The organism is Pseudomonas sp. GW821-FHT09E12 (genome assembly GCF_059416085.1).
The window spans coordinates 455,970-480,789 of the sequence record NZ_JBWKOM010000005.1 but is presented as its reverse complement, the minus strand read 5'-3'; the positions used below and the strand labels follow the sequence as shown (position 1 = coordinate 480,789).

Here is a 24,820-nt window from a genome sequence, read left to right as displayed (position 1 = left end):
CATGCAGGAGCAGGCAGACTCACACCCACAGCGGTCAGGCGATGGGCTCGTCGTCCTTGAACTGGTCTTTCACGTACCGGATCTCGGTACGACCGTGAGGAGCCGGCAAGCCGTTCTCGCCCAGGTTGACGAAGACCATCTTCTCGACGGTGAGGATGCTCTTGCGGGTGATCTTGTTGCGCACTTCACAGGTCAGGGTGATCGAGGTCCTGCCGAACTCGGTGGCGGTGATGCCCAGTTCGATGATGTCGCCCTGGCGCGAGGCGCTGACGAAGTTGATTTCGGAAATGTACTTGGTGACCACGCGCTGGTTGCCCAGCTGGACGATGGCGTAGATCGCCGCTTCTTCGTCGATCCAGCGCAACAGGCTGCCGCCGAACAGCGTGCCGTTGGGGTTGAGGTCTTCGGGTTTTACCCATTTGCGGGTGTGGAAATTCATACTCACTCCTGACCGTCTTGCCGATTGATGCCGGCATCATGGCAGACCCCGGCGCAGAGCTCTATTGAGCTTCTACTATGGTCGCGATAACCGTTCGATCATCGTCCGACAGAAATCCTTGGGAAGTCGCTGGCAGACGGCTATAATCGCCTCCGTTTCAAAACGGTAACGATCACCTGATACCGTTTTCCCGCCACCTGTCCGAGGGGCGCTGCAGCAGGTTCGACCTGTCAGGCTCGGATGGGGCGTTGTCTGGCCGTGATGGTTCGGTCAGTCACTAAACGCACAACGGCGCCCATTCGCATACTTACGAATGGAGGCTCTTCATGAGCGCTGTCATCACGCCTGCAGATTTTACCGACTACAAAGTCGCCGACATATCCCTGGCCGCCTGGGGCCGTCGCGAAACCATCATCGCCGAATCGGAGATGCCGGCCCTGATGGGTCTGCGTCGCAAGTACGCCGCTGAACAACCGCTCAAGGGCGCGAAGATTCTCGGCTGCATCCACATGACCATCCAGACTGCCGTGCTGATCGAAACCCTGGTTGCCCTGGGTGCCGAAGTACGCTGGTCGTCCTGCAACATCTTCTCGACCCAGGACCAGGCCGCAGCCTCCATCGCTGCCGCCGGTATCCCGGTATTCGCCTGGAAAGGCGAGACCGAGCAAGAGTACGAGTGGTGCCTGGAGCAGACCATCCTCAAGGACGGCAAGCCTTGGGACGCCAACATGATCCTCGACGACGGCGGCGACCTGACCGAGCTGCTGCACAAGAAGTACCCGCAGGTGCTGGATCGCGTCCACGGCGTGACCGAAGAAACCACCACTGGCGTGCACCGTCTGCTGGACATGCTGGCCAAGGGCGAGCTGAAGATCCCGGCCATCAACGTCAACGACTCGGTGACCAAGAGCAAGAACGACAACAAGTACGGCTGCCGTCACAGCCTGAACGATGCGATCAAGCGCGGTACCGACCACCTGCTGTCCGGCAAGCAAGCGCTGGTCATCGGCTACGGTGACGTGGGCAAGGGCTCGGCCCAGTCCCTGCGCCAGGAAGGCATGATCGTCAAGGTTTCCGAAGTCGACCCGATCTGCGCCATGCAGGCCTGCATGGACGGTTTCGAACTGGTTTCGCCGTTCATCGACGGCATCAACACCGGCACCGAAGCGAGCATCGACAAGGCCCTGCTGGGCAAGATCGACCTGATCGTGACCACCACCGGTAACGTCAATGTTTGCGACGCAAACATGCTCAAGGCCCTGAAGAAGCGCGCCGTTGTCTGCAACATCGGTCACTTCGACAACGAAATCGACACCGCTTTCATGCGCAAGAACTGGGCATGGGAAGAAGTGAAGCCGCAGGTGCACAAGGTTCACCGCACCGGCCCAGGCGCTTTCGACGCCCAGAACGACGACTACCTGATCCTGCTGGCCGAAGGCCGCCTGGTGAACCTGGGCAACGCCACCGGTCACCCAAGCCGCATCATGGACGGTTCGTTCGCCAACCAGGTTCTGGCGCAGATCTTCCTGTTCGGCCAGAAGTACGCCGACCTGTCGCCAGCCCAGAAAGCCGAGCGCCTGACCGTTGAAGTACTGCCCAAGAAACTCGACGAAGAAGTGGCCCTGGAAATGGTCCGCGGCTTCGGCGGCGTGGTCACCCAACTGACCAAGCAGCAGGCTGACTACATCGGCGTCACCGTCGAAGGCCCGTTCAAGCCGCACGCTTACCGGTACTAAGAGCAGTTGCAAGCCTTGAGCTTCAAGCGGCAAGCAAAGGCCACAAGCCGTGCTTGCCGCTCGAAGCTTTCGGCTTCGTCCCTATTTGCTTAAACAGTTTCAAGCAGCCCGTTCCAGGCACAAGAGCTGAGCGCACCTCCGCTACTCTTGCAGCTTGTGGCTTGCAGCTTGTAGCTGGAGGTTTCCTCCATGTCCCAAGACCGTCGCTACAGCTTCGAGTTCTTCCCGACCAAGACCGATGCTGGGCATGAAAAACTGCTCGCCACTGCCCGCCAGCTGGCCAGCTACAACCCCGACTTCTTCTCCTGCACCTACGGTGCCGGTGGCTCGACCCGCGACCGCACGATGAACACCGTGCTGCAGCTCGAAAGCGAAGTGAAGATCCCCGCCGCACCGCACCTGTCTTGCGTGGGTGACAGCAAGGCCGACCTGCGTGGCCTGTTGACCCAATACAAGGCCGCCGGCATCAACCGTATCGTCGCCCTGCGCGGCGACCTGCCTTCGGGCATGGGCATGGCCAGCGGCGAGTTGCGTCACGCCAACGACCTGGTGAGCTTCATTCGTGAAGAGACTGGCGATCACTTCCACATCGAAGTGGCGGCGTATCCGGAAATGCACCCACAGGCGCGCAATTTCGAAGACGACCTCAACAACTTCGTGCGCAAGGCCAACGCCGGCGCCAACAGTGCGATCACCCAGTACTTCTTCAACGCCGACAGTTATTTCTACTTCGTCGAACGCGTGCAACAAATGGGTGTGAACATCCCGATCGTGCCCGGCATCATGCCGATCACCAACTACAGCAAGCTGGCGCGTTTCTCCGACGCTTGCGGCGCGGAAATCCCGCGCTGGATCCGCAAACAACTGGAAGCCTACGGCGACGACAGCCAAAGCATTCAGGCGTTCGGCGAACAGGTCATCACCGAAATGTGTGAGCGTTTGTTGCAAGGCGGTGCGCCAGGATTGCACTTCTATACTCTGAACCAAGCCGAGCCAAGCCTGGCCGTCTGGAACAACCTGAAGCTGCCGCGTTAACCGCCCGACAGCATCGGAAAAAGGCCTTGGCGAAATCCAGGGCCTTTTTTTTAACCCCCATACATCCGAAGGATCGCCGTAGATGTCCACAGGCAGCACCGCAGCACGCCCACAATTGATCTATCTGGTTTACGGCGCCGCGACCTATCACCAGGAAGCCGCGTTCAGTATTGCCAGCGCTCTGGCCGGGCTGCGCGAAACACCGGGCAAAGCCCTCGATATCCAGGTCTTCACCGACAATCCCGCGCCTTACCGCGACCTGCCTGTGCGCGTGCGCCCCTTGGACGAAAACACCCGCCAGGCCTGGATCGCCCCACACGGCTACCACTTTCGCGCCAAGCACGTGGTGATGCAGCAGGTGCTGCAAGAGTCCGAACTGGCGTTGCTGATCGACACCGATACCTTTTTCCACTGCTCGCCGCTGGAGCTGTTTCGCCGCATCCAGCCCGGCACCCTGCTGTGTAACGCATTCGGCATGTGCTACGGCGCCAACAAGGAGTCCGGCCTCTACCAGACCCTGGCCAGCTTGCTGCAGGAACGCAAACTCGCCGACGACCAGATGCCATTGCTGAACTCCGGCGTGATCGGCCTGCACCGCGCGGACGCCGATGTGCTGGACCGCTCTATCGCCCTGATGGACGAGCTGTACCCGCTGGCCAACGGCGCCTACACCCTCGAAGAGTTCTGCCTGTCGGTGGCGGCCTATCGCACCAAGAAAGTCCGCGAATGCCCCGACCTGATCCACCACTACTGGAGCCGCAAGCAGCTGTTTCGCGCCAAGATCAAGGCCTGGCTGGACAAGCACGGCGCAGCGCCTACCAGCGGCGTCGCCCTGGACGAAACCCGCCTGGTCACCGCGACCCTGCCACGCCCGCCGGCGTTGCAACGCCTGGCCTACAAGATCGTGACCCTGGCCCTGCCCGGGCACCAGCGGCAGTTCATGCGTGAAATCCTCTACGGCTGCTACCGCCACACCAACGAATTCGACCAGGCCTGCGCCCCGGTCTGGTGGGAGAAAGCCCGGGAAAACGCCGAAGGCCGCCTGAGAAAACCGCTCAACAGCCATCAACTCGAGCGCTGGTTCAACCACCCGGTGATTCGCCTGGTACTGGGCCAGCGGCGCAAGGCCATCTACCTGCATCTGATCGAGACAAAGGCTGACTGAGGCTTGAGCTAGACGGCCTCTAGCATTGGACGACCTCCCGTCGTAATCTCCAGCGATGCCCGTCATTGCCCAGCTGCTGACAGCCTTTATCTGCGCTTGCCTGAGCCTCACCGCCCATGGCGAGAAGCTGCGCATTGTCACCGAGCCCTGGGCCCCTTATGTCTATGAGGAACAGGGCAAGGCCCAGGGCCTGGATTACGAAACCACGGCCATCGTCTTCCAGCGCCTGGGGATCGAAGTCGAATGGCAGTTCCTGCCCTGGAAACGTTGCCTGGCCATGCTCGAACAGGGCCAGGCCGACGGTGCCCTGGACATCTTTCACAGCAACGAACGCGAAAGCAGCCTGCTCTACCCCAGCGAGCCGCTGTCGGACGTCGAGTTCGTGATGTTCTATGCCAACGCCCGGCCCTTTCCGTTCCGTACCCTGGAAGACTTGCGCGGGCTGACCGTGGGCACCTCCCCCGGCTACCTGTACAGCCAGGACTTCAGGGAATCCACCCTGTTCAAGCACGAACCGGCGCCGACCCACGAAGCCAACTTCGGCAAGCTGCTGCGCGGCCGTATCGACCTGCTGATCACCGATCGACGGGTCGGCCAGCACCTGCTCGACCAACTGAACATTCGCCAGCAGATCACCGAGAATCCGGTGGTCATCAGCCGCCAGAGCCAGTTTCTGGCCGTGCGGCGCAATGCCGGCATGGACTTGCTGGTGCAGCGTTTCGGCGCCGAACTCAAGCGCTTCAAGCGCGAACCGGCCTACGCCGAACTGAGCGCCCGCTATGGCGCGGCGCCGGCCATCGCCGACTCAAGCGCAATGCCGCCCGGCACACCGCGCAAAACCGTTGAGCAGCAGGAAAGCAGCGCACACTGATTGCTCTGTTATACTCCGGCCTTCCCGCCAGGCTCACGCCCGGACGCTCGATCCTGTTCAAGGCATCTCGATACCGCTACAGCGCAGCCACAAGGCCCGCGCGAGCCCTCGCCGATGAGCCTTCAGGAGCCAGCAGGACCGGACGGGATTGCGTCCTCTTAAACGCCATTCGCGCCAGGCAAGACTATCCCTCTGGGCCAAGCCCTCACTAAAACAGGATTACTCATGTCCTTTGCTTCCCTCGGTCTCTCCGAGGCTTTAGTCGGCGCCATCGAAGCCGCCGGCTACACCCAGCCTACTCCGGTGCAACAGCGGGCCATTCCCGCCGTGTTGCAAGGTCGCGACCTGATGGTCGCGGCACAGACAGGTACTGGTAAAACCGGCGGTTTCGCCCTTCCGATCCTGGAACGGTTGTTTCCCAACGGTCACCCGGACAAATCCCAGCGTCATGGCCCGCGCCAACCGCGCGTACTGGTCCTGACCCCGACCCGCGAACTGGCCGCGCAAGTGCACGAGAGCTTCAAGGTCTATGCCCGCGACCTGAAGTTCGTCAGTGCCTGCATCTTCGGCGGCGTCGGCATGAACCCACAGGTTCAGGCCATGGCCCGTGGCGTCGACGTGCTGGTGGCCTGCCCCGGCCGCCTGCTCGACCTGGCCGGCCAGGGCAGTGTCGACCTGTCCCATGTGGAAATCCTCGTGCTCGACGAAGCCGACCGCATGCTCGACATGGGCTTTGTCCATGACGTGAAGAAAGTCCTCGCGCGCCTGCCCGCCAAGCGCCAGAACCTGCTGTTTTCCGCGACCTTCTCCAAGGACATCACGGACCTGGCCGGCAAACTGCTGCACAACCCCGAGCGCATCGAAGTCACGCCACCGAACACCACGGTCGAGCGTATCGAGCAACGGGTGTTCCGCCTGGCCGCCAGCCACAAGCGCGCCTTGCTGGCCCACCTGATCACCGCCGGCGCCTGGGAACAGGTGCTGGTCTTCACCCGCACCAAGCACGGCGCCAACCGCCTGGCCGAGTACCTGGACAAGCACGGCCTGACCGCCGTCGCCATCCACGGCAACAAGAGCCAGAACGCCCGCACCAAGGCCCTGGCCGACTTCAAGGCCGGTGAAGTGCGGATCCTGGTCGCCACCGATATCGCCGCCCGTGGCCTGGACATCGACCAGCTGCCACACGTGGTCAACTTCGAGCTGCCGAACGTCGACGAAGACTACGTGCACCGTATCGGCCGTACCGGCCGTGCCGGCCGTTCGGGCGAAGCGATCTCGCTGGTCGCGCCGGACGAAGAGAAGCTGCTCAAGAGCATCGAGCGCATGACCAAGCAGAAGATCCCCGACGGCGATCTGATGGGCTTCGATGCCAGCGCCGTGGAAGCCGAGAAACCGGAAGTGCGCGAGCGTCCGGACGTGCGTAACCCACGCAACTCCCGTGGCCCGCGTGGCGACGGTCCGAATGGCGGCGGTGGCGGCGGCGGTCGTAAAGACAAAGGCAAGGACAAGGGCAAGGACAAACCGGCCGCTCGCGGCGACCGCCCGGCCCGTGAGCAGAAGCCTCGCGAAGGCACCCCGGCCCGCGAACAGCGCCAGCCGACGCCACGCGCCGACCGCGCCCCGGATGAGTTCCTGGACGACGACGTGGACAACTTCGGCAATCGCGCCGACTACGTCAGCCCGTACCAGAACAAGAACAACCAGGGCCGCGGCCGTCGTCCTGGCGCGCCAGCCCAGGGTGCAACCAGCAGCAACGCGCCACGCAGCGGCGGCCAGGGTCGCTCCGGCGGTCCGCGCACCAGCAACGGTGCCAGCACCGGCACCCCGCCTGCCAAGCGCAACGGCCCACGCAGCGGCGCTCCACGTGACGGCCAGGCCCGTCGCGAAGAGTCGCGCAATCGTCGTCCGGCCCGTGACGACCAGGCGCGCCAGGAGCCGGCGGTGCAGAACCCGCGCGGCAACCAGCCGAAGATCATGCACAAGGAGTCGAAAGCCGACCGCTTCCCGACACCCGAGCAGCTCGATCAACTGCCAAGCCGTCCACGTGGCGAGAAACCAGCCTTGCTGACCCGCAATCGCTGAAGTTTTCGCGACAATAAAAAACGCCCCTGATCTCGCGATCAGGGGCGTTTTTTTATGTTCTCTGTAGCCGCTGCCGAGCCTGCGAGGCTGCAGCTACAGGCGAAGCATTACTTCGCTTTCACACCTTCGAAGGTGATGTACAGCTGAACGGTGTCGGACTGCGGGCCAACATCCATCCCGTCCTTGTTGAACTCTTTACGGCTAATGCTGGTGGTACCTTCAAAACCGGCACGGTAGCCGCCCCATGGATCCTTGCCTTCACCCAGGAAGGTGGCCTTGACCACGATAGGCTTGGTCACACCGTGGAAAGTCAGGTCGCCAGCCACATCGGCGGTCTGCTTGCCATCAGCATTCTTGCCGGTTGGCTTGACGCTGGTAGAAACGAACTTCGCGTCAGGGAATTTGCCCGACTCCAGGAAGTCCTTGCTGTTGACGTGCTTGTCACGCTCGGCGTGGTTGGTGAACACGCTGGCGGTGCGCACGTTGACTTCGATCTTGGCGTCTTCAGGCTTGGCCGCGTCGAAGCTGAACTTGCCGTCCAGGTCCTTGAAGGTACCGGTGATGAAGCTGTAGCCCAGGTGGCTGATCTTGAAGTCGACGAAGGCGTGCTGGCCTTCCTTGTCGATCACGTAGTCCGCGGCCATCGCCTGACCGGCAGACAGCAGAGCAGAACCGATTGCCAGAGCGGCGAGAGTCTTTTTCAACATGCTTTCTATTCCTTTTGAGTCGAGGTTGAGCATCAGGCTTTGCGCCCCAGCATACGAGCCAGGGTCGCGTCACGATCGATAAAGTGGTGTTTCAAGGCAGCCAGAGCATGCACCCCGGCGAAGATCACCAGGGCCCAGGCCAGGTACAGATGCACCTCGCCGGCCACATCTGCCTGGTCCGGCAGTCCGGAAACCAGGGCAGGAATTTCAAACAGGCCAAACACCGGAATCCCGACACCGTCTGCGGTGGAAATCAGGTAACCGGCAATCATCACAGCGAACAGACTGAAATAAAGGAAGGCATGGCCGAAGGTGGCGCCCAGGCGCGTCAGGCGACCGTGGTTGGCCGGTGCCGGCGGCGGCGGGCTGACAAAGCGCCACAGCACCCGCAGCAACATGATCGCGAACAACGTCAAGCCAATGCTCTTGTGCAGGTCCGGCGCATCTTTGCGCCAGGCACTGTAGTAATCCAGGCCGACCATCCACAGGCCCAGGGCGAACAATCCAAAGACTGCCAGCGCCACGCTCCAGTGCAGAAAAATGCTTACCCAGCCGTAGCGGGAAGAAGAGTTACCTAGCTGCATCACTTGAATCCTGTAAGAACTGCTGCCCAAGACTATCGATTTAACTATCGAATTAAAGCGGAAATTTTCGCTTTGAAATATCGAGAAATACGATGTTGATCCTACGAACACTAAATTAACCAGGCATTAAGGTCTACGGGGGAAAAACGTGACAGACCGTCCTGCGACCGCGACCAATTCGCCCTTCCAGGCATGCAATGGGTTGTGACACGGCCTGGCATTGCATAGGCTTGCGCGATTGTTTGCTCGCGTACTTCGAGCCGCCTCCAGGAGACTGAACATGGGCCTCAACAACCAGTGGATGCAACGCGATCTCGCGGTGTTATGGCATCCCTGCACCCAGATGAAAGACCACGAGCAGCTGCCGCTGATCCCGATCAAGCGCGGCGAAGGTGTGTGGCTGGAGGACTTCGAAGGCAAGCGCTACCTCGACGCGGTCAGCTCCTGGTGGGTCAACGTGTTCGGCCACGCCAACCCGCGCATCAACCAGCGCATCAAGGATCAGGTCGATCAACTGGAGCACGTGATTCTCGCCGGCTTCAGCCATCAGCCGGTGATCGAGCTGTCCGAGCGCCTGGTGCAGATCACCCCGGAAGGCCTGACCCGCTGCTTCTATGCCGACAACGGTTCGTCGTGCATCGAAGTGGCGATGAAGATGAGCTTCCACTACTGGTTCAACCGCGGCCAGAAAGACAAGAAGCGCTTCGTCACCCTGACCAACAGCTACCACGGCGAAACCATCGCCGCGATGTCGGTGGGCGACGTGCCGCTGTTCACCGAGACCTACAAGGCCCTGCTGCTGGACACCCTCAAGGTGCCGAGCCCGGACTGCTACCTGCGCCCCGAAGGCATGAGCTGGGAAGAACACTCGTGCAACATGTTCGCGGCCATGGAGCAGACCCTGGCGGAACACCACGACAGCGTTGCCGCGGTGATAGTCGAACCGCTGATCCAGGGCGCCGGTGGCATGCGCATGTACCACCCGGTGTACCTCAAGCTGCTGCGCGAGGCCTGCGACCGCTACGGCGTGCACCTGATCCATGATGAGATCGCCGTCGGCTTCGGCCGCACCGGCACGATGTTCGCCTGCGAACAGGCCGGCATCCGCCCGGACTTCCTCTGCCTGTCCAAGGCCCTGACCGGCGGCTACCTGCCGCTGGCCGCGTGCCTGACCACCGACGAAGTCTATAGCGCCTTCTACGACGACTACCCGACCCTGCGCGCCTTCCTCCACTCCCACAGCTACACCGGCAACCCGCTGGCCTGTGCGGCGGCGCTGGCGACCCTGGATATCTTCGAGCAGGACAACGTCATCGAGAACAACCAGGCGCTGGCCCAGCGCATGGCCAGCTCGACCGCGCACCTGACGGACCACCCGCACGTTGCCGAAGTACGCCAGACCGGCATGGTGCTGGCCATCGAGATGGTCCAGGACAAGGCCAGCAAGACCGCCTACCCGTGGCAGGAACGCCGTGGCCTGAAAGTCTTCCAGCACGCCCTGGAGCGTGGCGCCCTGCTGCGTCCGCTGGGCAGCGTGGTGTATTTCCTGCCGCCCTACGTGATCACCCCGGAGCAGATCGACTTCCTCGCCATCGTTGCCAGCGAAGGCATCGACATTGCTACCAACGACAAGGTCAGCGTGGCGGTACCCAAGGACTTCCACCCAGGCTTCCGCGATCCGGGTTGAGCCCCTCGCCGGCAAGCCCGCCGTTTTGCAGAAGCGGGCTTGACGCAAAGATCCATTGACCCACCTCGAACCGAATTTTCCCCAGAGAACCACCATGAGACTGTCCCGCTTCTTTATCGACGCCCCCCTGAGCCTCGGCGAGCACGAGCTGCCGGAAGCCCAGGCCCACTACATCGGGCGCGTACTGCGCATGGCCGAGGGCGACGCGCTGCAGCTGTTCGACGGTTCGGGCAACGAATTTCGCGGCACGCTGCTGGAAGTCGGCAAGAAGCGCGTGGTGGTCCGGCTCGATGAAAGCTTCGCCGGGCAGGTCGAGTCGCCGCTGCAGATCCACCTCGGCCAGGGCCTGTCCCGGGGCGAGCGCATGGACTGGGCGATTCAGAAGGCCACCGAGCTGGGGGTGAATGAAATCACCCCGATCTTCAGCGAGCGCTGCGAGGTGCGGCTCAAGGACGAGCGCGCCGACAAGCGCCTGGCCCACTGGCGCCAGGTGGCCGTCAGCGCCTGCGAACAATGCGGGCGCTCGCGGGTGCCGGTGATTCATCCGCCGGTGCTGCTGGCCGACTGGATCAAGCAGACCCAGGCCGACCTCAAGCTGGTGCTGCACCCGGTGGCCGAGCCGCTGGTGAGCCACGCCAAGCCTGCGACCCTGGCATTCCTGATCGGCCCGGAAGGCGGTCTGTCCGATGCCGAAGTGGACCAGGCCCAGGGTGCGGGCTTCCTGCCGGCGCGCCTCGGGCCGCGGGTGCTGCGCACCGAAACCGCGCCAGTAGTGGCGCTGGCCGTGGCACAGCAACTGTGGGGCGACTTCTAACCCGCCCCCGCCTCTGGCCTCTGTAGGAGCGGCCGGTCGACGCTCGATTGCCCGCGAAGCGTTTCACCTGACACACCCTTCGCCGGCAAGCCTGGCTCCTACAGAAGCAAAAGCGGACCGGTGTTTACTCCACCGGATCGCTCACCGGTTTGGCGATGATCGCCTTCAGCTCGCTGGTCATCGGGAATTCCAGGTTCAGGCCCTTGGGCGGAATCGGCTGCTCGAACCAGCGCTGGTAGATGCCGTTGATTTCCCCTGAGCGGTACAGGTCCGCCAGGGTGGCGTTCACCAGTTCCAGGAACTGCGGATCGTCCTTGCGCACCATGCAGCTGTAGATTTCCCGCGACTGCTCCTCGCCGACCACCACCCAGTTGTGTGGATCGCGGGCCTTGGCCCGTTCGCCGTAGAGCAGCGCGTCATCCATGTAGAACGCCGCGGCGCGACCCGATTGCAGCATCTGGAAGGCTTCGCCGTGGTCCTTGGCGCTGATCACGAACATGTCGATCTTGTGCTCGACGTTGTAGCTCTTGAGGAAGCGCTCGTTGGTGGTGCCGGCGGTGGTCACCACGTTCTTGCCGCGCAGGTCGGCAAAACTCTTGATCCCACTGTCCCTGGCCGTCAGCAACTGGCCTTTGACATAGATGAAGCCGTAGGAAAACGCCACCTGCTTCTGCCGTTCGGCGGTCACCCCGGTGGAGCCGCATTCCAGGTCCACGGTGCCGTTCTGCACCAGCGGAATGCGCGTCTGCGACGTCACCAGGTTGTACTTCACCGCCAGTTGCGGCAGCGCCAGCTTGTCGCGGATGCGCTCGACGACCTTGCTCGCCAGGTCCACCGAATAGCCCATGGGTTTGCCACTGTTGTCACCCACGTAGGAAAACGGCACCGACGCATCGCGATAACCCAGGGTAATACTGCCGGCAGTGGCGATCTTGCCCAGGGTGCCGGTCAGCGGCGCCTCGCTGGCGTACAGCGGGGAGCTGAGCAACAGGCCCAGGGTGCAGCCGAGCAACGTGATTTTTTGCATTGTTATTCTCCGTTGTGGGTGAAGGCGTTAGCGGCGAACCGCAATGACAGTGATTTCCACCAGGATGTCCGGGCGCGCCAGGGCGGCCTGCACCGTGGTGCGGCTTGGCGCCTGGCCCGGGGACAGCCAGGCCGACCAGACCTCGTTCATCGCGGCAAAGTCCTGCTGGATGTTTTTCAGGTAGAGGGTCGCACTGAGCAGATGATCCTTGTCGCTGCCGGCCTCGGCCAGCAAGGCGTCGATCTTTGCCAGCACTTCGCGGGTCTGGCCGGCGGCATCGGTGGCCTGGCCCGGCACCTGGCCGGACAGGAACAGCAGATCGGCAAAACCCACGACAGCGCTAAGGCGGTCATTGCTGTGGAGACGCTGGATGGTCATGAGACAGCTCCTTGTACGCGAAAGAAATCAGGCGGCATGGGGCGCGAGCCCCTGCATGTCGATGGAAGTGCGGCGCTGGCCGATCAGCTCGGCCAGCAGGCGCCCGCTGCCACAGGCCAGGGTGAAACCCAGGGCGCCGTGGCCGAGGTTGAGCCACAGGTTGCGGTAGCCGGTGGCACCGATCAGCGGTACGCCGCTAGGGGTCGCCGGGCGCATGCCGGCCCACTCGATGGCGGCATCGTAGTCGCCGGCATTGGCGAAAGTTTCCCGGGCCTGGCGCTGCATCAGGGCCAGGCGCCTGGGGTCCAGGGCCGGGTCGAAACCGACGATATCGACCATGGCCGCCACCCGCAGCTGCGGGCCGATCCGCGCATAGACGATCTTGCGGTTGTAGTCGGTGATGCTGATTTCCGGCGCCCGGTGCCCCGCGCCGATCGGCACGCTGAGGCTGTAGCCCTTGAGCGGGTACAGCGGCAGCTTCAGCCCGGGCAACGCCAGTTCGCCACTGCGATGACCGGCGGCGAGTATCAGTTGGTCCACCGCCAGCACCTCGTCGCCCAGCTCGATGGCCTGCACCTGGCCGCCGGCCTGACGAATACCGGTGACCTGACGCCCGGTCAGCAGCTGGCAGCGGCCGGAAGCCTGCAACCGCGCCACCAGTTGCTGGCAGAAGGCGTGGCAGTCGGCCACTTCTTCGTCCGGGGTGAAGATGCCGCCGACAAAGGGCGCGCCGCCAAGGGTCGGCTCCAGTTCCGTGCATTCACCAGCGGACAGCACCTGCTGCTGGCGCGGATCGGCCAGGCCGTGGCGGGCGTGCTCGAAGCTCGTGGTTTCGCGAAAGGTCACCAGCTTGCCGTTGCGCCGCCAGTGGAAACCGTCGAGCCGGTCCTCCTCGCGCCAGCTCTGCAAGGTGGCCTGGCTCAGCAGCGCCAGGCGCAGCAGATGGGCACCGTTGCGACGGTTGACCGAGCCACGGCAGGCCGCCAGGAACCCGGCCATCCAGCGCCACTGCGCCGGGTCCAGGCGCAGGCGCAGCTTCAGCGGCGAGTCGCCACGCAGCATCCAGCCCAGGGCCTGCCAGGGCACGCCGGCATCGGCCAGCGGCGCCACGTAGCGGTACGACAGTTGGCCGCCGTTGGCGAAGCTGGTCTGGCTGGCGAAGGCCTCGCGCGCCTCCACCAGGCTGACGTCGAACCCCTCGCGAACCAGGGCGTAGGCGCTGGCCAGGCCAATGACCCCGCCGCCGATGATGCAAACCCGCTGTGCCATGTCAGTCCTTAAAGCCTTGTTGAGCGGGCTTCAGGTTAGGACCAGGTGACAGGCCCGGGACAATGAATAAAGATGGGCCACCCATAAACAAAGGTTATGGACTCATCATGCGACTGCGCCATATCGAGATTTTCCAGGCCATCCGCCAGACCGGCTCGATCAGCGGCGCGGCGCAACTGCTGCACGTCTCCCAGCCGGCGGTGACCAAGGTCTTGCAGCACGCCGAGCAGCAGCTGGGCTTCCCGCTGTTCCTGCGGGTCAAGGGCAAGTTGCAGGCCACCCCGGAAGCCCTGGAGCTGGAGCGCGAGGTCGACAAGGTCAGCGAAAGCCTGCAAGGGGTGCGGCGCCTGGCCCAGAGTCTGCGTCGCGAACCGGGCCACAGCCTGCGGATCGGCGCCACGCCGGCGCTGGCCTTGTCCTTGTTGCCGCCGGCCATCAACCAGTGGACCCGGCGCTACCCGGACATCGTCTGCGAGCTGTCCAGCGCCCACAGCCGCGAGCTGGTGCAGAACCTGCTGATGCGCGAGATCGATGTGGCCCTGACCCTGCAACGCCCGGATCATCCGGGACTGACCGCCCAGGCCCTGGCCAGCGGGGTGCTGGTGGCGCTGGCGCCGCTGGATTACTGGCCCCAGGCGGCCAGGGGCACGCCGCTGCCGTTGATGGAGCTGGCGGGGGCGCCCTTGATCGGCCTGTCCAGCGCCGACCCGCTGGCGGCGAAACTCGACGGTTACCTGAAAGCCGTGGAACCGGCGCCGCGGGTCAGCATCGCTGTGCAGACCTACTCCCTGGCCCGGGCCATGGTCGAATCCGGGGCCGGGCTGGCGGTGATCGACCCCTTCACCGCCCTCGGTGCCTCGCCCGCCAGCACCGCGATTCGCCCGCTGACCCCGGCGCTGCCGATCACCCTGTATGCCGTGACCCGCGCGGCGGAGGCGCTGCCGCACACCTTGAGCAGCCTGCTGGAGATCTTCGGCGGCCGGGCGCAGGAGCAGCTGGATCGGTTGATGACCGGGGATTGAAGCGGCCCTGCCGGGCCTTATCGCGAGCAAGCTTCGCTCCTACAGATACGGCGCAGATCCTGAAACTTCGCGTTCTTCTGTAGGAGCGAAGCTTGCTCGCGATGAACGATCACGCGCTCGCCGATCAGAGCACGTAGAACAAGATCGCCACGAAGTGCAGCAGGCTGCCGGCGATCACGAACAGGTGCCAGATCCCGTGGGCATGGCGCAAACGGCTGTCGAGGGCGAAGAAGATGATGCCGACGGTGTAGAGCACCCCGCCCAAGGCCAGCCAGGCGAAGCCGGCGGGGCCCAGGGCCGCCAGCAGCGGCTTGACCGCCACCAGCACGATCCAGCCCATCACCGCGTAGATCACGATGGACAGGATGCGCGCCTCGGAGCGCGGCTTGATCTCCTGCAGGATGCCGATCAGCGCCAGCCCCCAGACGATCCCGAACAGCGTCCAGCCCCAGGGCCCGCGCAGGGTCACCAGGCAGAACGGCGTATAGCTGCCGGCGATCAGCAGGTAGATGGAGAAGTGATCGACCTTCTGCATGATGCTTTTCGCCCGCCCGCGCACGCTGTGGTACAGGGTCGAGGCGCTGTACAGCACCAGCAAGGTGAAGCCGTAGATCGCCACGCTGACGATTTTCCAAGGGCTGCCGTCGAGGCTGGCCAGCACCAGCAGCCAGATCCCCCCGACCAGTGCCGCAATCGCGCCCACCAGATGCGTCCAGGCGTTGAGTCTTTCCCCGTGATACATGTGCCTCTCACCTCCCAAGGCGAAAATCTGCGCAAGGCTCAGGCCTGTAGCCTGAAAGCGCAATGTTTCCAAATAAAGCCATGGACGAAAAAACCTCCAGCCAAGTCATGACCCGGCAGGCACAATCGAAGCATTCGAATAAGAGCGCCCATCATGCTGATCGATGAAGAGTTGACCCTGAAAAAGCTCGAAGTGTTTCTGGCGTTCATGCGCACCGGCAATCTGGCACGCGCCGCCGCCGAGTTGCAGACCAGCAATGTCAGCGTGCACCGGGCTATTCACTCCCTGGAAAGCGCCCTGCGCTGCCCGCTGTTCAAGCATGAAGGACGCAACCTGACACCGCTGGAAAGCGCCTTCGTCCTCGAAGAACGGGCGCAGAAGCTGATCCAGGACGTGGTCGAAAGCGTGCGCCTGACCCGCGAAGCCGCCGGGTTCTCGGCGGAACGCTTCAAGCTCGGCTCGTTGTATTCATTGACGGTGAAGACCGTGCCGCAGCTGATCATGGGCCTGAAGCTACGCCGTAGCGAGCTGAATATCGACCTGATCCTGGGCTCCAACATCGACCTGCTGTACAAGCTGAAGAACATGGAGGTCGACGCGATCCTGGTGTCCCTGGACGACAGCGTCAGCGACCCGGACTGCGAGCAGATCCCGCTGTTTTCCGACGATATCTTCCTCGCCACGCCGGCCGACTCGCCGTTCGCCCGGCAGGCGGAAGTCGACCTCAGCGATGTGCGCGACGCGACCTTCATCACCCTGACCCAGGGCTTCGCCACCCATCAGGACGGGGTGCGGGTGTTCAAGCAGGCGGGGTTCGAGCCGAAGGTGGCGATGCAGGTCAACGACATCTTCACGCTGCTGAGCATGGTCAGTTCGGGGGTGGGCTATGCCCTGCTGCCGGGAAGGATTGCCGCGGTGTACGAAAACCGCGTGAAGTTGATTCCGCTGCAGGCGCGCTACCGGCTGCAACAGCATATCGGCGTGGTGTTCCTCAAGGCCAAGGAGCGCGACCCGAACCTGCTGGCGCTCTTGGCGGAGTGCCGGATGTATTCGCGGGGGTCATAAAGACGCTATCGCGGGCAAGCCTCGCTCCTACAGAGGTATGCAATCACCTGTAGGAGCGAGGCTTGCCCGCGATGAGGCCAGGAGGCCCTACCCCACCAACCCGCGCACGATGAAATACAGCAACGAAGGCCCGAGCAGGCAACCCAGCCCGGTATGGAAGGTCGCGGTCAGCGCGCCGTAGGGCACCAGACGTCGGTCGGTCGCCGCCAGGCCCGCGGTCACCCCGCTGACGGTGCCGGCCAGGCCGCCGAAGACCATCGCCGAACGCGGATTGTCCAGGCCCATCCAGCGCGCCGCCATGGGCGTGCCGACCATCACCAGGATCGCCTTGATCAGCCCCGTGGCGATGGACAGCGCCACCACATCGGAACTGGCGCCGATCGCCGCCCCGGTCACCGGGCCGACAATGTAGGTCACCGCGCCGGCGCCGATGGTGGTCATGCTCACCGCATCGCGATAGCCGAAGGCCCAGGCGATGCTCGCCCCGACAATGAACGGCAGCACCGTGCCGAGAAACAGCGCGATAGCGCCGATCATCCCGGCCTTGCGTGCCTCGGTGGCCTGGACCTCGAAGGCCGTGGCGACAATCGCGAAGTCGCGCAGCATGGCGCCGCCCATCAGGCCGATGCCGGAGAACAGCGCCAGGTCCGCCAGGCCCTTTTGCCCACCGGTGACAGTGCCACCAACCCAGGCCAGCACCAGGCCGATGACGATGGCGATGGCCGAGCCGTGCACCCGGCCGAACGTCAGGCGCTTGGACAGTAGCACCGAGACCCACATGATCACGCCGACGAAGGCGAAAGCGGTGACCAGGCCGTTGTGTTCCAGGCCTTTCTCGATCAGATCCCACATATCAGCGTCCCCCTGCCGCAGCGGCACCAGGGGCGACAGCGTCCGGTTCGTCCGGCAACGGTTCGCCTTTGTTGGTGCGGCTGATCAGGGCGATGGTGCAACCACAGAGCACCACCGAACCAATGGCCGCCAGCACCGCTACCGGGCCGCCGTGCAGGGCGGTGACCACGTTCTGTTGCGCGGCCATGGCCACCACCACCGGGATGTACATGGCGCCCCAGAAGCCGACGCCCATCTCGCAGTCCTTGGTCATGCCGCCGTGCCTGTGCATCCACAGCCGCGCGCAGATCAGCAGGATCATCGCGATGCCGACACCGCCGACGTTGGATTTCACCCCCAGCAGGACGCCGAGCATGTCACCGATAATCACCCCTGCCAGCGTACAGATCGCCAGCAGCGCCACACCGTAAATAATCATTGTTGTAGTCCTCAAAGTGCATCGTCGAAGTTGTTGTTCTTGTGCTTCGCCAGCTTGAGTCGGTGTCTAGGGTTGGTGGTTTCCCTCCTCACGCAACAGCGCTTGCAAGGTGTCGAGCCGGGCCCCGTCGCAGGCCATCACGGTGCCCTGCTCGAACACCCGGCGCGCCAGAGCGGTCAGCACCGCGCCGGGCGGCAGTTCGATCTGTAGCCGCACGCCGCGCTCGTAGGCGCTTTGCACGGTGCCGCGCCAATCCACCACCCGGCACATGTTGAACGCCAGGTCGTCGCGCAACTGCTCTGGCGTGCGCAGCAGCCGCGCCCGGCTGCCGCTCAGGTAACCCAGGCGCGGCGGCTGCAACGCCACCCTGGCGAACGCCTCGGCCAGGGCCTGGGCCGGCTGCTCCAGCAGCGGGCAATGGGACGGCACGCTGACCGCCAGACGCTTGGCCACCCCGACACCACAGCCCCGGGCCAGCTCGGCGACCTGGGCCATGGCGGCATCGCTGCCGGCGATCACCACCTGGCTATCGGCATTGATATTGGCCAGGTACACCGGGTTGTCCGGGCGGTGCACCCGGGCCAGCAAGGCCTCCACCGTCGCCAGTTGCAGGCCGACGATCGCGGTCATGCCATAACCCTGTGGGTAGGCCTGCTGCATCAGCTCGCCGCGCAGGCTGACCAGGCGCAGTGCATCGCCGAAATCCAGGGCGCCGGCCACCACCGCAGCGGGATAGGCGCCAATCGACAGGCCCGCCACGTAATCCGCGCCCGGCCCGTTTTCCAGCAACACCCGGGCATGGGCCACGCCGGCGATCAGCAGGCACAACTGCACCGCCCGGGTAGTCGCCAGGGCCTGGGGCGAATCCAGGGCCAGGGCATCCTCGCCCAGGACCTCGCTCGCCTGTCGCAGGCAGGCCTCGGCCAGGGCGCTGGGCGGCAGCCGATGCAACATCCCCGGCTGCTGCGCGCCCTGGCCCGGAAACACCAGCAGGCTGCTCACGCCACCTGCTCCAGGGCCTGCCACGGATCGCCGACCAGCCGCGCGCCGCTGGCGCTTTTCAGCAGCACCCGCGCCGATGTCCCGGCCCACTCGCGCAGGGCCACGGCGCCATTGGGTGTCTGCAATTGCAGGTCCACCGGGCAGACAGCGGCGTCGAGCAGCGCCAGCAACGCCCGGGCCTGAGCTCGGTCCATGGGCTGCGCAGCGCGCAGGATCAGGTCCAGGTCGCTGTGTCGATGCAGCGCCGACACGCCACTGGCCAGTTCAAAACCGGCGCTGCCGCTGACACCCCAGGCCAGGCCGCGGGCATCCAAAGGTTCACGCAACCGAGCCAGGGCCTGGAGCGCTGGCCAGTCCCGATCCGACTCGGCATAACGCAGCTCTTCCGGCCGTACCCGGCGCTCGATGGCCGCCACCGCCATCAGCGTCCCGTAGCGCTGTTCTCGCAGCCGCCCACGCACGCCCACCGCCACCTGCCCGGGCGCGGTCAAGGCGCGGCGCACCACCACCGGTTGCCCGGCGGCCATGGCCGCCACCGCCCAGGCCGGGGCATCGGCGGGCAGTTGCCGAGGGGACAGGCCCCACAGCAGGTCATGGGGCAGCAAGGCGCTGGTCATGGCGCTCACCATTGCTCGCGCAACAGCTGGCGGACCCGGCTGGAAGCGCCGCGGTTACTGGCGCCCAGGCGTCCCGACAGATCGCGGCCATGGGCCCGTGCATCGGCAATCGCCTGGCCCAGGCATTGCCGTACCAGGGTCAGGTCGTCGGCGCTCGGCTGTTCGATCTGGCTGACCGACAAGGTCTCCCAGAGCAGACCGAGACTGGCATAGCTGTCGATGTCATAGGCCATGGGCGGCACGCTGGCGGCCAGGGCCTCCAGTTCCTCGACGCTGCGCAGGGTGACCCGCGCCGCCGAGACCTTGCCCATGGCGTGCACCATCACCCCCGGATCGCGCAGGGCGATCAGGCGGTTGGCCTGGTAACCGTGGGCCAGGAAGGCCCCGGACATGGCCTTGCCCACCAGCAGGCCGATCACCGGATGCCCGGCCAGCCGGGCCCGGGCATAGCTGTCGGCGGCCGCGGCCAGGGCCTGATGGATGCCCAGGGCCTCTTCGCGACGCCCATAGGCCTGGCTCGGCACATCGACTATGGCGATCAGCGCGCGCTTGACGCTCTGCTCGCGGTCGGCCTCGATCGCGTCGTCCACCGCCTTGGCCAGGCCCCAGCCTTCCAGCAGGCCGACCTCACCATTGCGCACCCGCACAAAAGGGTTGGCCGGGTCGGCGACCACGGCGATAAACCGCACCGGTTGCTGCTCCAGGGTGGCGTCCGCCACCTTCAACGAGGCCGGCAAACCCGCTACCGGGGCGGCGCCCGCGCTCAGGGCCGTGAACCAATGCAGGCCCCGCAGGGAATAAGCACTCATGAGCGGTCTCCTCGATACAGCTGGCGAACCGTCGCCGGGTCGATCTGTGGATGGCTGTCCAGCCGGGCCAGGCGTTGCAGGTACAGCTCGGCCTGCCGGCTGCGTTGCGCGCTGGGCAGGCCCTGGGCCAACAGTTCGCCGACCTGTTGGCGGATCTGCGCCACGTCGTCGGCCACATAGCGGTCCGCCAGGCCGCTGGCGAAACGCTGCTCGCCGCCGGTCAGGCTCCAGATAAAGGGTCGGTCGCGGGAGTCGTATTCCTCGAGGCCGGCTTCCTGTTCGATCACCTGCGGACCGTTGAGGCCCAGGCGCGCCTCCTGAGTCACCAGCAGGTAGCTGCACAGCCCGGCGGCAATCGACATGCCGCCAAAACAGCCGACGCTGCCGGCCACCACACCGATCACCGGCTGGTACTGGCGCAGATCGACGATGGCTGCGTGAATGTCGGCAATCGCCGCCAGCCCGAGGTTGGCTTCCTGCAGGCGCACGCCACCGGTTTCCAGCAGCAGTACGGCGCGGGTAGCAATGCCCTTGCGGTTGTCTTCGGCCGCCAGCTCCAGGGCGCCGGCAATCTTCGCCCCGCCGACCTCGCCGAGGCTGCCGCCCTGGAACGCGCCTTCGATGGCGGCGATCACCACCGGCAGGCCGTCGATGCGGCCCTTGGCGATCACCACCCCGTCATCGGCCTGGGGCACCACGCCCTGGCGCGCCAGCCACGGCGACATGACGCGCTGGAACGGGTCGAGCAACTCGCGAAAGCTGCCGGCGTCGAGCAGGGCCTTGGCGCGCTGCCGGGCACCGAGTTCGACGAAGCTGTGTTTGTTGAGCAAACGGGCGCTGTCAGTCATGGCCGATCTCCTCGAAGCCCTGCTCCAGGCGCAAGCGCACCACGCCCGGGGTGGCGCCAAAATCATGGATATCGATGCTCAGGGCCGGCGGCGTCTGGCCGTCGAACATGCGCTCGAACAGATGCTGCCAGCGCGACGCGCTGCCGTTGACCGAGGTCTGCACCTGAATGCTCAGCTTGCCGGGCTGCCCGGGTTCGAGCAGCACCTCCAGGTCGCCCGAGCCGACACAGCCCACCAGCGCCCGGCCCCGGGCGGGTTGCCCGGCGGGAAATTCGAAAGACAAGGTTTCCATCACACTGCTCCCTGGATAAAGGCGGCGCCGGAGGCGATCCGGTCGATCAGCAGGCAAGCCGCGAGCAAGTCCGCGGCGCCACCGGGCGAGGCGTTCAAGGCCACCAGGCACTGGTCCAGCTCATGCAGGCGGCGACGCCCGGCCAGGCTGGCGCTGCCGCCGGCGTCGAGCACCGCCTGGGCACCCTGTTGCATGGCCCGCAGGCCCGCCTCGCCAGCGCGATAGAGCACGCAGGTGTCGGCCAGGCCAGTCATGATCGCCAGCAGCGCATCGAGCCGGGCGTTCTGTTCGCCATGCCCCTGGGCACGGCTGCGTTCGAGTTGCGGCAGGCCCCGTTGCAGCACCGCCGGAAAGCCCAGCTGGGCTTCTTCGCGGGCGCCGCGCACGCCATAGCGCAGCGCCACTTGCGCGCCGTGGCTGAGGGGCCGCGGCGCGTAACGGTCGTCCAGCAGCGCCAGACGCGCGGCCCGCAGGCACAGGGCGCCGGCGCTGTTGGCCTGAGGTTCCAGCGCGGCGGCGGCCACCAACAGGCCCAGGGCCCAGATCGCACCACGATGAGTGTTCACCCCGTTAGTCGTAGCGAGCATCGCCGCTTCGCCTTCACGGCCGATGCGGCCCAGGGCTTCGCGCAGGGGCAGGCCGACCGCGCCGAACACGCTGGCGGCGTCGGCCATTTCCTTGAAGGCCGGCCACAGCGACAGCGCCGAGGCGTGCATCAGCCCCAGGTGCAGATCGCTATGGGCGCCGTTGCCGCGACGGTCGACCAGGGCCGGTTTCGGCGACAGGTCGGCTTCGTCGATCAGCGCGTCCACTGCCAGGTCCGCCAGGCGCTCGGCCAGGCTCAGGGGTTTGCTTTGCAGGTTGAAGGCGTGCATTTACCAGCTCCTGAACTTGGCGGGCGGGTTGTACAGGCCACCCGACCACTCCACCAGATCGGCGACGCTTTTCGCCGCCAGCAGCTCGCGGCTGGCGTCGGTGCGGCGGATGCCGAGGTCTTCGGGCAAGGCGATCAGGCCTTCGCGGCGCATCCGCGTGGTGTCTTTCGGGTTGTGGCGCAGGCCGATGGCGGTCACCCCGGCCACCGCCGCGATCATCGCCTGGCGCTCTTCCAGGGAACGCGCCTTGTACAGGTAGGCGATGCCCTCTTCCGTCAGCAGGTGGGTGACGTCGTCGCCATAGATCATGATCGGCGCCAGGGGCATGCCGCTTTTCTTCGCCACTTCCACGGCGTCGAGGGTTTCGACGAAGGTCGGTTTGCCGCCTTCCTGGAAGGTCTCGACCATCTGCACCACCAGCTTCTTGCCTCGCTCCAGCATCGGTTGTTGCGAGTCGTCGCGGCGCATATCCAGCCAGGCCGGGGTGCCGTGGCGCCGGCCACGGGGGTCGTGGCCCATGTTCGGCGCACCGCCGAAGCCGGCCAGGCGGCCGCGGGTCACGGTGGAGGAATGGCCGTCGCCATCGACCTGCAGGGTCGCGCCGATAAACAGGTCCACCGCGTACTGCCCGGCCAGCTGGCAGAACATCCGGTTGGAGCGCAACGAGCCGTCGCGCCCGGTGAAGAACACATCCGGCCGCGCGGCGATGTAGTTTTCCATGCCCAGCTCGGTGCCGAAGCAATGCACGCTTTCCACCCAGCCGCTTTCGATGGCCGGGATCAGGGTCGGGTGGGGGTTGAGGGTCCAGTTGCGGCAGATCTTGCCTTTCAGGCCCAGGGATTCGCCGTAGGTCGGCAGGATCAGCTCGATGGCCGCGGTGTTGAAGCCGATGCCGTGGTTCAGCGACTGGACCTTGTGTTTTTCATAGATGCCGCGGATCGCCATCATCGCCATCAGCACGTGCACCGGCTTGATGTGGCGCGGGTCGCGGGTGAACAGAGGTTCGATGTAGAACGGCTTGTCGGCCACCACCACGAAATCGACCCAGGACGCCGGGATATCCACCCGCGGCAGCTCGCTGACGTCGTCCACCAGTTGGTTGACCTGGACGATGACGATGCCATCGCTGAATGCCGCCGGCTCGATCAGTGCCGGGGTGTCCTCGGTGCTCGGCCCGGTGTAGATATTGCCCGCGCGGTCGGCCATGAACCCGGCCGAGAGCACCACGTTGGGGATCAGGTCCACCACCAGCCGCGCATAGAGTTCGATGTAGGTATGGATCGCGCCGATTTCCAGCAGGCCGTCTTCCAGCAACTGGCTGATGCGCAGGCTCTGGGTGCCGGCGAAGGAGAAGTCGAGCTTGCGGGCGATGCCGCGTTCGAACAGGTCCAGGTGCTCCGAGCGGCCGACGCTGGGCATGATCATATGCAGGTCGTGCAGGCGGCCCGGGTCGGCCTTGGCCAGGGAGCGCGACAGAAAGTCCGCCTGCTTCTGGTTGTTGCCCTCCAGCACCACGCGGTCGCCGGGCAGAATCAACGCCTCCAGCGCCGCGACTATCTTGTCGGTGGGCAACACCGCACCATCGGCGAGACCCCGCACCTGCTCGAGACGCCGCTGCTTTTCAGCGCGCCGCCGCGTCCAGCGCGAGTCGGGGGATATTGTTGTTGTCATGCTCACTCCACGGGTTCGCTGTCGTGGCCGCTACCTTAGGAGCGCAGGAGGCATGGCATCAATCAAGCAGAGTGCTGGATCGTTACGGTGAGGGTAATGATCAGGGCGTAGCCATTTCGCCTACGCCCGGAAACAACGCTGCGCTTAACCCACGATCTGCCACTGCAAGGCATCCAGCGCATCGCAGCCATCCTGCAGCAGCAGATGGGCCGCATTGACGATGTGGTGCAAGTCTTGGTCGTGGACGCCTTGAAGCTCAGGCAGTTGAGGCTGCCCGTGAACAGTTTCGACCGACCAAGATCGGCCACCGATGCGTCGGTGGCAAACCCGTAATGTGTTGCCATTGCCTTCAGCAAAACCAGATCTGCCCCACTCTCCCCTGATGCCTCCCCAAACCTGTAGCCGCTGCCGCAGGCTGCGATAGGACCGAAGGTCCTCCAGCGGTTTCAAGATCCTGCGCCTGCTGCGCAGTCGATCGCAGCCTCGCGGGCTCGGCAGCGGCTACAGGGTTTAGCGCCGACCGGTAGGTCGCGCATGGCGCAGCTTTTGATCTTGATCTACCCGCCCCATCGGGACGCCGGAGCGAGGGAACCTGAGCGCAGCGAAGGCCGTACGCCAGGGGCGAGACCTTTTGGTTACTTTTGGCTGGGCCGGCATTCCGGGCGTTTGCCAAAAGTGACCCGCCGTAAGGGCGGAACCATAAGTAGCCGTGACCGCAGGAATGGATATGTACACCGTCCAACATCAGTAGCGAGGCCATCACAGGCAATCGAACGTCAACCGGCCGCTCCTCCAGATCAGTGGCGCCCCATC

At 64.8% G+C, this 24,820-nt stretch carries 26 protein-coding genes and 1 riboswitch; of the genes, 9 read left to right on the top strand and 17 right to left on the bottom strand.

Annotation, left to right across the window (positions count from 1 at the left end):
* Positions 1-34 precede the first annotated feature (34 nt).
* Complete coding sequence (locus tag AC07PQ_RS17365; protein ID WP_493185954.1) at positions 35-439, bottom strand: acyl-CoA thioesterase; 405 nt, start codon at positions 437-439, stop codon at positions 35-37.
* Positions 440-636: 197 nt separating this feature from the next.
* A riboswitch (S-adenosyl-L-homocysteine riboswitch) is annotated at positions 637-743 on the top strand.
* Positions 744-765: 22 nt separating this feature from the next.
* On the opposite strand from AC07PQ_RS17365, the gene ahcY reads away from it, so the two are divergent.
* The 5 genes from ahcY to rhlE2 all read left to right on the top strand — a co-directional run bounded on the left by ahcY (position 766) and on the right by rhlE2 (position 7,328).
* Positions 766-2,175 carry an adenosylhomocysteinase gene (gene ahcY / locus AC07PQ_RS17360; protein ID WP_493185953.1) on the top strand — a complete coding sequence of 470 codons (1,410 nt, stop codon included), beginning with the start codon at positions 766-768 and terminating at the stop codon, positions 2,173-2,175.
* 189 nt (positions 2,176-2,364) lie between these two features.
* Positions 2,365-3,210 carry a methylenetetrahydrofolate reductase [NAD(P)H] gene (gene metF, locus AC07PQ_RS17355; RefSeq protein ID WP_007932530.1) on the top strand — a complete coding sequence of 282 codons (846 nt, stop codon included), beginning with the start codon at positions 2,365-2,367 and terminating at the stop codon, positions 3,208-3,210.
* Positions 3,211-3,292: 82 nt separating this feature from the next.
* Positions 3,293-4,375 carry a hypothetical protein gene (locus tag AC07PQ_RS17350; protein ID WP_007932531.1) on the top strand — a complete coding sequence of 361 codons (1,083 nt, stop codon included), beginning with the start codon at positions 3,293-3,295 and terminating at the stop codon, positions 4,373-4,375.
* A 55-nt stretch (positions 4,376-4,430) separates the two neighbouring features.
* A complete protein-coding gene (locus AC07PQ_RS17345) occupies positions 4,431-5,246 on the top strand; it encodes a substrate-binding periplasmic protein (protein ID WP_493185952.1) in 816 nt (271 codons plus the stop codon).
* 225 nt (positions 5,247-5,471) lie between these two features.
* Entirely contained in the window at positions 5,472-7,328 is a 1,857-nt protein-coding gene (gene rhlE2 / locus AC07PQ_RS17340) for an RNA helicase RhlE2 (protein WP_007932533.1), read from the top strand.
* Between the two features lie 107 nt (positions 7,329-7,435).
* Here the strand turns inward: rhlE2 and AC07PQ_RS17335 are convergent, their stop codons facing one another.
* Both AC07PQ_RS17335 and AC07PQ_RS17330 read right to left on the bottom strand, forming a co-directional pair.
* Entirely contained in the window at positions 7,436-8,035 is a 600-nt protein-coding gene (locus tag AC07PQ_RS17335; RefSeq protein ID WP_007932534.1) for a YceI family protein, read from the bottom strand.
* A 32-nt stretch (positions 8,036-8,067) separates the two neighbouring features.
* Complete coding sequence (locus tag AC07PQ_RS17330; RefSeq protein WP_493185951.1) at positions 8,068-8,619, bottom strand: cytochrome b; 552 nt, start codon at positions 8,617-8,619, stop codon at positions 8,068-8,070.
* Between the two features lie 280 nt (positions 8,620-8,899).
* Between AC07PQ_RS17330 and AC07PQ_RS17325 the strand changes: the two genes are divergently transcribed.
* Complete coding sequence (locus AC07PQ_RS17325; protein ID WP_493185950.1) at positions 8,900-10,306, top strand: adenosylmethionine--8-amino-7-oxononanoate transaminase; 1,407 nt, start codon at positions 8,900-8,902, stop codon at positions 10,304-10,306.
* A 94-nt stretch (positions 10,307-10,400) separates the two neighbouring features.
* The gene (locus AC07PQ_RS17320) at positions 10,401-11,120 is read left to right on the top strand and encodes a 16S rRNA (uracil(1498)-N(3))-methyltransferase (RefSeq protein ID WP_007932537.1); all 720 of its coding nucleotides are present in this window, start codon (positions 10,401-10,403) and stop codon (positions 11,118-11,120) included.
* 124 nt (positions 11,121-11,244) lie between these two features.
* Here AC07PQ_RS17320 and AC07PQ_RS17315 read toward each other — a convergent pair whose 3' ends face one another.
* Genes AC07PQ_RS17315 through AC07PQ_RS17305 form a run of 3 tightly spaced genes read right to left on the bottom strand, consistent with a single transcriptional unit; the run spans position 11,245 to position 13,794 of the window.
* Positions 11,245-12,147, bottom strand: coding sequence for a transporter substrate-binding domain-containing protein (locus AC07PQ_RS17315; RefSeq protein ID WP_493185949.1), 903 nt, complete (start codon positions 12,145-12,147; stop codon positions 11,245-11,247).
* 27 nt (positions 12,148-12,174) lie between these two features.
* Positions 12,175-12,525: a RidA family protein gene (locus tag AC07PQ_RS17310; RefSeq protein ID WP_007932539.1), complete on the bottom strand. Its 351-nt coding sequence runs from the start codon at positions 12,523-12,525 to the stop codon at positions 12,175-12,177.
* Between the two features lie 27 nt (positions 12,526-12,552).
* Positions 12,553-13,794 (bottom strand): D-amino acid dehydrogenase, encoded by a 1,242-nt coding sequence (locus tag AC07PQ_RS17305; RefSeq protein WP_493185948.1) that lies wholly within the window; start codon positions 13,792-13,794, stop codon positions 12,553-12,555.
* A gap of 107 nt (positions 13,795-13,901) precedes the next feature.
* On the opposite strand from AC07PQ_RS17305, the gene AC07PQ_RS17300 reads away from it, so the two are divergent.
* Positions 13,902-14,816 carry a LysR family transcriptional regulator gene (locus AC07PQ_RS17300; RefSeq protein WP_009051293.1) on the top strand — a complete coding sequence of 305 codons (915 nt, stop codon included), beginning with the start codon at positions 13,902-13,904 and terminating at the stop codon, positions 14,814-14,816.
* 124 nt (positions 14,817-14,940) lie between these two features.
* Here the strand turns inward: AC07PQ_RS17300 and trhA are convergent, their stop codons facing one another.
* Entirely contained in the window at positions 14,941-15,558 is a 618-nt protein-coding gene (trhA, locus tag AC07PQ_RS17295; protein ID WP_493185947.1) for a PAQR family membrane homeostasis protein TrhA, read from the bottom strand.
* 153 nt (positions 15,559-15,711) lie between these two features.
* Between trhA and AC07PQ_RS17290 the strand changes: the two genes are divergently transcribed.
* Positions 15,712-16,623: a LysR family transcriptional regulator gene (locus AC07PQ_RS17290; RefSeq protein WP_087089537.1), complete on the top strand. Its 912-nt coding sequence runs from the start codon at positions 15,712-15,714 to the stop codon at positions 16,621-16,623.
* 87 nt (positions 16,624-16,710) lie between these two features.
* Here AC07PQ_RS17290 and madM read toward each other — a convergent pair whose 3' ends face one another.
* The 10 genes from madM to AC07PQ_RS17240 form a co-directional block, all read right to left on the bottom strand.
* Entirely contained in the window at positions 16,711-17,475 is a 765-nt protein-coding gene (madM, locus tag AC07PQ_RS17285) for a malonate transporter subunit MadM (RefSeq protein ID WP_007932567.1), read from the bottom strand.
* 1 nt (position 17,476) lies between these two features.
* Complete coding sequence (gene madL, locus AC07PQ_RS17280; RefSeq protein WP_007932568.1) at positions 17,477-17,893, bottom strand: malonate transporter subunit MadL; 417 nt, start codon at positions 17,891-17,893, stop codon at positions 17,477-17,479.
* 66 nt (positions 17,894-17,959) lie between these two features.
* Entirely contained in the window at positions 17,960-18,895 is a 936-nt protein-coding gene (gene mdcH, locus AC07PQ_RS17275) for a malonate decarboxylase subunit epsilon (protein ID WP_493185946.1), read from the bottom strand.
* Positions 18,892-19,512: a malonate decarboxylase holo-ACP synthase gene (locus tag AC07PQ_RS17270; protein ID WP_493185945.1), complete on the bottom strand. Its 621-nt coding sequence runs from the start codon at positions 19,510-19,512 to the stop codon at positions 18,892-18,894. Before AC07PQ_RS17270 ends, mdcH begins: the two co-directional genes overlap by 4 nt.
* Before the next feature lie 5 nt (positions 19,513-19,517).
* Entirely contained in the window at positions 19,518-20,321 is an 804-nt protein-coding gene (gene mdcE / locus AC07PQ_RS17265) for a biotin-independent malonate decarboxylase subunit gamma (protein WP_493185944.1), read from the bottom strand.
* Positions 20,318-21,169: a biotin-independent malonate decarboxylase subunit beta gene (locus AC07PQ_RS17260; protein WP_007932572.1), complete on the bottom strand. Its 852-nt coding sequence runs from the start codon at positions 21,167-21,169 to the stop codon at positions 20,318-20,320. Before AC07PQ_RS17260 ends, mdcE begins: the two co-directional genes overlap by 4 nt.
* Positions 21,162-21,461: a malonate decarboxylase subunit delta gene (locus tag AC07PQ_RS17255; RefSeq protein WP_007932573.1), complete on the bottom strand. Its 300-nt coding sequence runs from the start codon at positions 21,459-21,461 to the stop codon at positions 21,162-21,164. Before AC07PQ_RS17255 ends, AC07PQ_RS17260 begins: the two co-directional genes overlap by 8 nt.
* Positions 21,461-22,336, bottom strand: a complete 876-nt coding sequence (locus AC07PQ_RS17250) for a triphosphoribosyl-dephospho-CoA synthase (protein ID WP_493185943.1) — start codon at positions 22,334-22,336, stop codon at positions 21,461-21,463. The genes AC07PQ_RS17255 and AC07PQ_RS17250 overlap by 1 nt, the downstream gene beginning before the upstream one ends.
* Positions 22,337-24,007 carry a malonate decarboxylase subunit alpha gene (gene mdcA, locus AC07PQ_RS17245; RefSeq protein ID WP_493185942.1) on the bottom strand — a complete coding sequence of 557 codons (1,671 nt, stop codon included), beginning with the start codon at positions 24,005-24,007 and terminating at the stop codon, positions 22,337-22,339.
* A 144-nt stretch (positions 24,008-24,151) separates the two neighbouring features.
* Complete coding sequence (locus tag AC07PQ_RS17240) at positions 24,152-24,457, bottom strand: hypothetical protein (protein WP_493186016.1); 306 nt, start codon at positions 24,455-24,457, stop codon at positions 24,152-24,154.
* Between the last annotated feature and the right edge of the window lie 363 nt (positions 24,458-24,820).